The sequence below is a fragment of the Brevundimonas fluminis genome (genome assembly GCF_003934285.1).
GTDB classification, from domain to species: Bacteria; Pseudomonadota; Alphaproteobacteria; order Caulobacterales; family Caulobacteraceae; genus Brevundimonas; species Brevundimonas fluminis.
This window is the reverse complement of sequence record NZ_RQWJ01000001.1, coordinates 67410-75511: the sequence shown is the minus strand read 5'-3', so window position 1 is coordinate 75511 and position 8102 is coordinate 67410. Positions and strand designations below refer to the sequence as shown.

Genomic DNA, 8102 nt, shown 5'->3' with positions numbered 1-8102 from the left:
CCGCGGCGAGCGCGAGCTGGCCCGTCCGACCGCCGACGGCGTCCGCGAGCCGCTGAACCGCCGCGCCACCATCGACATCAACTTCTGAGCCCCAGGCACGGAAGCCACGTCGAAAGACTGAAGCAGGGGCCCGCCGGATCACTCCGGCGGGCCCTTCGCCGTTTCGGGGCGTTGCCGCCGGCGACCCGCCCGGACTAAATGCCCGCGCGGCGCGTCCGCGTCCCCGCGTGTCCGAGGCCTCCGTGCGCCGTCGCTTCCTTCTGGTGAACCTGCCCTACGGCCCTTTCGGCCGCGAACTGGCCGAGGCCCTGCGCACAGCCGGGGCGGAGGTCGGTCACATGGTGTTCAACGCCGGCGACCTGATCGACCGGCGCGGGCCGGGCGGAATCGAATTCCGCGGCCGCCCCGACGCCTGGCCCGCCGCCTGGCGGACGCTGGCCCCCGCCTGGACCGACGCGGTCGTCTACGGCGAAGGGCGGTGGCAGGCGCGGCCGGTGCTGGACACCGCCGGCTCGCGGCCTCGCGTCTGGGTGCTGGAGAACGGCTATTTCCGTCCCGACTGGGTGACGCTGGAACGCGACGCCGTGGCGGCGGGCAGTCCCGTCCTTCCGCGGACCGCGGCGGCCTATTCCGGCCATTCTCCGGAGGCGCCCGAGCCGGATCCCGTCGGCCCGCTGACGCGCCCGCTCGTCCTCGCCGTGACCCGGTACTGGCTGGCCGAGCATATCCTGCCGATCTTTCCGCGTCACGACCCCGGGTTCGACGTCCCGCCCTGGCGACAGGCGGCGGGTCACCTGCTGCGGTGGCTGCGGCTGCGCTTCTCGCCGCCCGTGGATCCGGCCCGGATCGCGGCGAAGGGCGCCTTCTTTCTCGTCTGCCTGCAACGCGAGGGCGACACGCAGCTGACGCGACATTCCGATCTGAAGACCAACGCCGCCTTCATCGACAGGGTCGTCGAGGACTTCGCGCGGAACGCCCCGCCCGAGGTCCGTCTGGTGATCAAGAACCATCCGCTGGACCCGGCCGTGATCGACCAGCGGCGCGCGGTGCGGACGTCGGCGGCGGCGCACGGCGTCGAGGACCGGGTCGACTTCATCGACGGCGGCGCCCTTGCGCCGCTGTGCCGGGCGTCCCGGGGCCTGGTGGTCAACAATTCCAGTTCGGCCCTCGCGGCCCTGGGCTTCGGCACGCCGGTCAAGGTCCTGGGGCGGGCCTTCTTCGATTTCGAGGGACTGACCGATCCGGGGCCGCTGGCGGGGTTCTGGGCCGCCCCGACGCCGCCCGACCCGGACCTGTTCCTGCGGTTCCGGGCCGCGGTGATCGCGCGAACCCAGATCAACGGCAGCTTCGAGGGGCCCCGCCTGCGCGCCCGCACCGCCCGTCGCGTGGCCGAACGGATGCTGGCCGCGGCGGACTGAGGCGCGGGTGTGGCCCGGGGGCCACCCCCGGCCGTCGTCACGAGTCTGTCACATAACTGTCGCCGATGCTTTTGGATGCGCGCCTAGAGGGGCCTCATCCGGTCAAACGTCGTCACGCGAAGTGGCGGCGCGCAGGCGACCACGCATGGGGATGCATCGATGCTCAAGAAGAAGATTTGCTACGGCGTGTCGACCGTGGCGATCGCCATGGCGGCCGCCTCGGCCGTCTACGCGCAGGAGACCACGGGCTCGATCCGCGGTCGCGTGACCGACGAGAACGGCGCGGCCATCGCCGGCGCCACCGTGATCCTCACGCACGAGCCGACCGGCACGTCGGCCACCACCGTCGCCGACGCGGGCGGCAACTACACGGCGCGCGGCCTGCGCGTCGGCGGCCCGTACACGATCTCGGCGACCTCCACCGCCGGTGACGGCGTGGTGCAGCTGGCCGCCATCGGCGTCGGCACCCCCGCCCTGGCCGACGTGGTCATCTACTCCGGCGGCGACGCCACGGCCGTGGACGACATCGTCGTCCTGGGCTCGCGCATCTCCAACGACTTCGGCGAAGGCTCGGCCTCGAACTTCGGCGCCAACGTGATCCAGGGCGCCCCGTCGATCAGCCGCGACCTGAAGGACGTCGCCCGCTTCGATCCGTTCGCCACCATCGACGCCTCGAACGAGGACGCCCTGTCCTTCGCCGGCGTCAACACCCGCCTGAACCAGCTGACCGTCGACGGCATCCGCCAGAACGACGAGTTCGGCCTGAACGGCAACGGCTACCCCACCCAGCGTTCGCCCATCTCGCTGGACGCCGTCGAGGCCGTCAGCGTCTCGGCCGCGCCCTTCAGCGTCATCAACAACGGCTTCATCGGCGGCTCGATCAACGCCGTGACCAAGTCGGGCGGCAACGACTTCTCGGGCTCGGCCTTCTACGAGCGCAGCGACGACTCGATGCTGGGCGACGAGTATTACAGCTACGGCCCGACCGGCTACCGCCAGACCCGCGACTACAACCGCGTCTTCGAAGAGACCGTGTGGGGCGCCACCCTCGGCGGCCCGATCATCCAGGACCGCGTGTTCTTCTTCCTGTCCTACGAGAAGTTCGAATCGCAGTTCTCGCTGAACGAAGGCCCTGAAGACGCCGGCTTCCCGAACCCGATTCCGCGCATCACCACGACCGCCGTCGACAACTTCCGCGCCGCGACCCAGGCCCGCTACGGCTACGACCCGCTGTCGTACGTCGACGTGGCCCCGCCGGTCGAAGACGAGAAGATGCTGGCCAAGATCGACTGGAACATCACCGACGATCACCGCCTGGCCGTCACCTGGCAGGAGACGCGCGGCAACTCGTTCAACGGTTCGACCTCGGCCGCCTTCATCAACGGCGGTTCGACCACCCAGCCGCGTCTGGCGCTGGAATCGAGCCAGTATCTGAAGGACGAGCGCCTCACGACCTGGAACGCCCAGCTCAACTCGCAGTGGACGAACAATCTCTCCACCGAGCTGCGCTTCGGCTACAAGGAAACCGAGACCACCCAGCTGCCCGTCGGCGGCCTGTCGGTCGGTCAGGTGACCGTCAACGTCGCCGACCTGCCGGGCGTCGATCCGGGCGCCGGCACGCCGCAGATCCAGTTCGGCGCGGACAACTTCCGTCACGACAACTATCTGTACAGCGAGAACACCAACATCGAGGCCATCGCCCGCTACTCCATGGGCGCCCATGACCTGATGTTCGGCGCCCGCACCGAGCGCCGCGACTTCGTCAACGTCTTCGTGTCGCAGTCGCTGGGCACCTGGACCTTCTCCAGCTTCGCCAACTTCCAGAACGGCATCGCCAACAGCCTGTTCATCCGCGGCGCCGTGGATCCGAACGGCGGCACGGTCCCGGCCGAGTTCGGCACGGCCCGCGACGGCGCGGTCGAGTTCGGCTACGACCTGAACTCGGTCTACGCCGAGGACGTCTGGCAGGCCGGCGACGACCTGCGCCTGACCTTCGGGGTGCGGTACGACTGGTTCGGCATGGACGACCGGCCGACGCTGAACACCGGCTTCCAGACCCGCAACGGCTTCTCGAACCAGTCCAACCTGGACGGCCGTGACCTGATCATGCCGCGCTTCGGCTTCAACTGGACGCCGGGCGAGTGGACCATCTCGGGCGGCATCGGCCGGTTCTCGGCGATCGGCACGAACGTGCAGATCGGCAACCCCTTCGGCAACGACGGCGCCCGCATCACCAACGCGGTCTGCACCGGCCCGCTGACCGGCATCACCGACCTGTCGGTCGTTCCGGCCGGCGCCAACTGCACCTTCACGCCCGGTCAGGGCAGCGTGGTGGCCCTGGATCCGAACTTCGAGATCCCGAGCGCGTGGAAGTACAACCTGACCGTCGCCCGCGACTTCGAGCTGCCGGTGCTGGAGACCGTCCGCCTGCAGGCCGACGTGCTCTACAACGACTTCGAGAACGCGCTGTACTACACGGACCTGCTGCCCACCGTGGCCGGCACGGCCCCGGACGGCCGTCCGGTCTACACCCGCCCCGGCGGCCCGGTCGTGTTCGACCTGCTGCTGACCAACCTGGAAGAGGGCGGCAGCTCGTTCTCGACCGCCTTCACGGCCAACAAGTCGTGGGACTGGGGCATGTGGGAAGGCCTGAACGTCACGCTCGGCTACACCTACACGGAAGCCGAAGACGGCAACCCGATGACCTCGTCGCAGCCGGACTCGTCGTACGTGCGCTTCGCCTCGGCGGACCACAACAACCCGGTGCTGGCGACCTCGGACTATGAGATCCGCCACCGCTTCACGATGAACGTGAACTGGGCGCGCGAGCTGTTCGGCGACAACGAGACCTCGGTGAACCTGTTCGTCCAGAACCGTTCGGGCCTGCCGTTCTCGTACGTCTACCACAACAGCCGCACGGGCAACTTCGACAACGACTTCGGCAACGCCGTGCCGCAGTCCTACTCGGGCGCCTTCGGCACGTCGAACCAGCTGTTCTACGTCCCGCAGGTCGACGCCAACGGCAACGTCACGGCCACCAGCGACCCGCGCATCGTCTACTCGGGCATCAACCTGACGGACTTCAACAACTTCCTGCACAACACCGGACTGATCGAATACGCCGGCAGCATCGCCCCGCGGAACGCCTTCCGCACGGGTTCGGTGACGACGGCCGACATCCGCTTCGCGCAGGAACTGCCTGTGCCGTTCGTCTCGGGCGGCAAGCTGGAGTTCTACTTCGACGTCGAGAACTTCGGGAACCTGCTGAACCCGCACTGGGGCGTGACGGAACAGTATCCGTTCTACCGCGGCGTGGGCACGGTGGTGCTCCAGTGCCGCAACTCGACCAACACGGCCAATGCGTCGTGTGCGGCTCCAGGCGCCCTGTACCAGTACTCATCGCTGCAGAACGCCGGCTCGGCCACGGGCCTGGCCGACCAGCCGCGCCGCCCGCAGGCCCAGCTGCCGGCCTCGGTGTGGCAGATCAAGACGGGCGTCCGGTTCCAGTTCTGATCCGGAAGGCTCACGCCTGAATGAAGGAAGGCGGTCCGGAAACGGGCCGCCTTCTTTCGTTTCCCGATGCCGCCGTCCGCCGTCGGGCTCCCTTCGCGGATCCGGCGTTGAACCCGGGACGCGTCGTGGCCATATGGCGCGGCCCGCCGCAAAGGATGCCCGCCCGATCATGACCCCCACCGCTCCCGTCCCCGCCGAATGGTCGCCGCACCGCGCCATGTGGGTCGGCTGGCCCAGCCACGCCGAGCTGTGGGAGGAGAACCTGGAGCCGGCGCAGGCCGAGGTCGAGGCGCTGGTCCGCGCCCTGGCGGGGCCGGGCCGGGAGCGGGTGAAGCTGCTGGTCGGCAAGCCCGAGGCTCTGGCGGACGCGCGGGCGCGGTTCGCCGAGGTCGACGGCGTCGAGGTGATCGACGGCCGATTCGGCGACATCTGGCTGAGGGACACCGGACCGATCTTCGGGCCCGGCTCGGCGCGCGCGGCGGCCTTCCGCTTCAACGGCTGGGGCGGCAAGTACGAATTGGAGCACGACGACACAGTGGCGGCGCAGATCGGCGCGGCGTCGGGCACGCCGCTGGACCGGCATGACGTCGTTCTGGAAGGCGGAGCCCTGGATCACGACGGGGCGGGCACGATCCTGACCACGCGCCAGTGTCTGCTGAACCCGAACCGCAACCCCGACTGGACCGAGGCCAGGGCCGAGGCCGCGCTGGCGGCGTCGCTGGGCGCGCGCAAGGTGCTGTGGCTCGGCGACGGCCTGCTGAACGACCACACCGACGGCCACGTCGACAACCTGGCCCGCTTCGTCGCGCCCGGCGTGGTGGCGCACCCCGTCTCCTGGGGCGGACGCGACGCGAATGACGCGGTCTACGCCGAGGCGGCGCGGGCCCTGTCCGCCATGACGGACGCCGGGGGCCGGGCATTGAAGTTGCTGCCGCTCCCGTCGCCGGGGTTCGTCGGCGACGAGGACGAGCGGCCGGTTCCCGCCAGCCACATGAATTTCCTGATCGCGAACGGCGCGGTGATCGTGCCGACCTACGGCGACCAAACCGCCGCGCGGTTGGTGTGCGAGGGGCTGAAGACGGTCTTCCCCGACCGTGAGATCATCCCCCTGCCCTCGATCGCCATCCTGTCGGGCGGCGGATCCTTCCACTGCATCTCCCAGCAGGAGCCCGCCTGATGGCCAGAACGATCAGCGTCGCCGCGATCCAGACCTCCTATGGCGAGGACCTGCAGGCGAACATCGACAAGACGGTGGAGTTCGTCCGCGAAGCGGCCGGCAAGGGCGCGCAGGTGATCCTGCCGTCGGAGTTGTTCCAGGGGCCGTACTTCTGCGTCAGCCAGGAAGAGCGCTGGTTCGCCGAAGCCCATCCGTGGGCGGAGCATCCGTGCGTCACGGCGCTCCAGCCGGTGGCGGCGGAGCTGGGCGTGGCCATTCCCGTGTCGATCTTCGAGCGCGAGGGGCCGCACTATTTCAACAGCCTGGTCATGCTGGACGCCGACGGCCGCGCCCTGGGCGTCTATCGCAAGAGCCACATTCCGGACGGCCCGGGATATCAGGAAAAATACTACTTCCGGCCGGGGGACACGGGCTTCAAGGTCTGGAACACGCGGTTCGGCCGCATCGGCGTCGGCATCTGCTGGGACCAGTGGTACCCGGAGACGGCGCGGGCGATGATGCTGCAGGGCGCCGAGGTGCTGATGTACCCGACCGCCATCGGGTCGGAGCCGCACGACAAGGAGCTGGACACGGCCGATCCGTGGCGGCGCGCCATGCAGGGACACGCCGTGTCGAACGTGGTGCCGGTGGTCGGCGCGAACCGGATCGGGCTGGAGCACGCGACCGAGGTCGGACAGCGCTTTTATGGTTCCAGCTTCATCGCCGATCACCGCGGCGATCTGGTCGAGAGCCTCGGTCGGGACGAGGAGGGCGTGCTGGTGCACGGCTTCGACCTCGACTTCCTGGATCGCCACCGCGCGGCGTGGGGCTTCTTCCGCGACCGGCGGACGGATCTCTACGGCGCGCTGGTCAGTCCGCGCCCGGCGGGGGCCTGAACGTCCGGCGTTCGGCCGCGCAGCCGGGACTTTCGATCGGGTCGCGGCGGGCCTCCGCCACCTCGACGGCGGCGCGGGTCATCAACCCCGCGAAGTCCGGATCGACCGACAGATCGGCGAAGATGCGTTCGCCGACCGCCTGACCCCGAGCGGAAGCTTCGGCGTCCGTCAGTCCGCACATGACCTCCGACGCGATCAGGTCGAAGGTTCTCATCTCCACGGCAGTCGCCCGGTCGGGCGCCAGGCGCGCCATGGCCCCCCCATAAGCCGCCGCCAGCGCGGCTCGTCGGGAAGTCCCGCGCTGGACGCCCTCGCCGGGGCGAAGCCGGGCACAGACGCCGTTCGCGGGCGCCACGTCCCGGGGGACGCGGGCCTCTACCTCGCGGGCGACGCGCTCGAAGACGGCGGTCAGTGCGGGGCGCGTCACGGCGGCGAAGCGCGCCCCGACGGCGCAGTCGAAATGCTGGGCGGCGACCCGGGGGTGCAGTTCCAGATGCGCCTGGGCGAACAGCATACGGTCGTCGGGCAGGGGCGTGACGAGCGGGATCTGCGGGGGCGAGGCGCAGGCGGAGGCCAGCCCCGCCGCGCCGCCCAGGATCAGCCGCCGGCGGTCCACGAGAGCTGCACTGAGGTTTCCGGTCCGCTTTCGCCCGCGACGGGGGAGGCGATCACCTGCATGCCGGCGCCGGACGCATCCTGCGCCGCGGCGGCATAGCCGCGGGCCTCGCCGATCGTCATGGTCGAGACGGTCGCCAGACCGGCCGCCTCGGCGTGGCCGCGATGGAATTCCACGACGGCGTCGGGGGACAGGGCGGTCTCGTAGACGACCATGCCGCCCGGTCCTTCAGGGCCTTCGGACACGGTGGCGGGCGTTTCGGCCCGGCCGTCCCTCGGGAGGACGGCATAGGCGGGCGCCCGGGGCGCCGCCGGGACGCCGGGAGACGTCGGTGGGGCCGCCTCGGGCGAACCGGCTTCGGCGGCGGCGGGAGATTCGGCGGCCTCGGCGCCCGCGTCCTCGGCCGGCTCGGAACAGGCCGTCAGAGCCAGGCCGGCGGCCAGGGCAAGGCACATACCCTTCATACGCAAGGTCACTTCCTCGTTCGCCGTGAAGCGTCACGT

General features: G+C 70.1%; 6 protein-coding genes. 4 read left to right on the top strand and 2 right to left on the bottom strand.

All coding sequences use genetic code 11. The annotated features are described in order from the left end of the window. Nucleotides 1-227 precede the first annotated feature (227 nt). The 4 genes from EFJ44_RS00380 (at nt 228) to aguB (ending at nt 6983) form a co-directional block, all read left to right on the top strand. Nucleotides 228-1418 carry a capsular polysaccharide export protein, LipB/KpsS family gene (locus EFJ44_RS00380; protein ID WP_241209621.1) on the top strand — a complete coding sequence of 397 codons (1191 nt, stop codon included), beginning with the start codon at nt 228-230 and terminating at the stop codon, nt 1416-1418. A 159-nt stretch (nt 1419-1577) separates the two neighbouring features. Continuing rightward, the gene (locus EFJ44_RS00375) at nt 1578-4931 is read left to right on the top strand and encodes a TonB-dependent receptor (RefSeq protein WP_125255208.1); all 3354 of its coding nucleotides are present in this window, start codon (nt 1578-1580) and stop codon (nt 4929-4931) included. A gap of 169 nt (nt 4932-5100) precedes the next feature. Then, nucleotides 5101-6108, top strand: a complete 1008-nt coding sequence (locus EFJ44_RS00370) for an agmatine deiminase family protein (protein WP_125255207.1) — start codon at nt 5101-5103, stop codon at nt 6106-6108. Further along, nucleotides 6108-6983 (top strand): N-carbamoylputrescine amidase, encoded by an 876-nt coding sequence (gene aguB / locus EFJ44_RS00365; protein ID WP_125255206.1) that lies wholly within the window; start codon nt 6108-6110, stop codon nt 6981-6983. Before EFJ44_RS00370 ends, aguB begins: the two co-directional genes overlap by 1 nt. On the opposite strand, the gene EFJ44_RS00360 is transcribed toward aguB, so the two are convergent. Continuing rightward, nucleotides 6958-7599: a hypothetical protein gene (locus EFJ44_RS00360; RefSeq protein ID WP_125255205.1), complete on the bottom strand. Its 642-nt coding sequence runs from the start codon at nt 7597-7599 to the stop codon at nt 6958-6960. The two genes, aguB and EFJ44_RS00360, sit on opposite strands and share 26 nt — an antisense overlap. After that, complete coding sequence (locus EFJ44_RS00355) at nt 7581-8069, bottom strand: hypothetical protein (protein ID WP_125255204.1); 489 nt, start codon at nt 8067-8069, stop codon at nt 7581-7583. Before EFJ44_RS00355 ends, EFJ44_RS00360 begins: the two co-directional genes overlap by 19 nt. Nucleotides 8070-8102 lie beyond the last annotated feature (33 nt).

What these genes read in the sequence shown, in the direction of transcription:
- EFJ44_RS00375 (WP_125255208.1), top strand. Translation starts at nt 1,578, where the DNA reads ATGCTCAAGAAGAAGATTTGCTACGGCGTGTCGACCGTGGCGATCGCC.
- EFJ44_RS00370 (WP_125255207.1), top strand. Translation starts at nt 5,101, where the DNA reads ATGACCCCCACCGCTCCCGTCCCCGCCGAATGGTCGCCGCACCGCGCC.
- aguB (WP_125255206.1), top strand. Translation starts at nt 6,108, where the DNA reads ATGGCCAGAACGATCAGCGTCGCCGCGATCCAGACCTCCTATGGCGAG.